Source organism: Stenotrophomonas sp. INTA L402-1, from assembly GCF_059295135.1.
Genome location: NZ_JCAFWP010000182.1, coordinates 1 through 586, shown reverse-complemented (window position 1 = coordinate 586; position 586 = coordinate 1). Strand labels below are relative to the sequence as shown.

Here is a 586-nt window from a genome sequence, read left to right as displayed (position 1 = left end):
ATATCGGACACGCTTTCGGCAATGTGAATTGCATGTTATTTACATTTATGTAACTTAATAAATAATCGTCCTCAAATCAAATTAAAAGTCAATAGGTTGAAATAACTCCAGGAATTTGCTGATATTCCGCCTTCAGACGGTTTGCTATGATCAGCGGTTACTGTGATGTGCTTAATGATGCTTAAGTTAAACTCCACGCTTGCCGATAGCCAACCGCAGAATCATGTATTGTGTCCGGTGCGACTGACCACGCCTGACAGACTAAGTAAGATGGGGAAAGCATGAGCACCATTGTGATTTTTTTAGCTGCTTTGCTGGCCTGCTCACTACTTGCGGGATGGCTGATAAAAGTGCGATCCAGACGGCGTCAGCTGCCCTGGACCAACGCCTTCGCGGATGCGCAAACGCGTAAACTCACACCTGAAGAACATAGCGCCGTTGAAAATTATCTTGAGAGCCTGACGCAGGTATTACAGGTGCCTGGCCCAACGGGAGCCAGCGCGGCACCGATCTCTCTGGCGCTGAATGCCGAAAGCAACAACGTCATGATGCTGACACACGCTATCACGCGTTACGGCATCTCTAC

At 48.0% G+C, this 586-nt stretch carries 1 protein-coding gene; it reads left to right on the top strand.

Annotated features, from left to right (window positions below):
- Positions 1-281 precede the first annotated feature (281 nt).
- Positions 282-586 (top strand): IgaA/UmoB family intracellular growth attenuator (locus tag AC5O77_RS22225; RefSeq protein ID WP_494507225.1); only part of this gene is annotated, 305 nt, incomplete at its 3' end.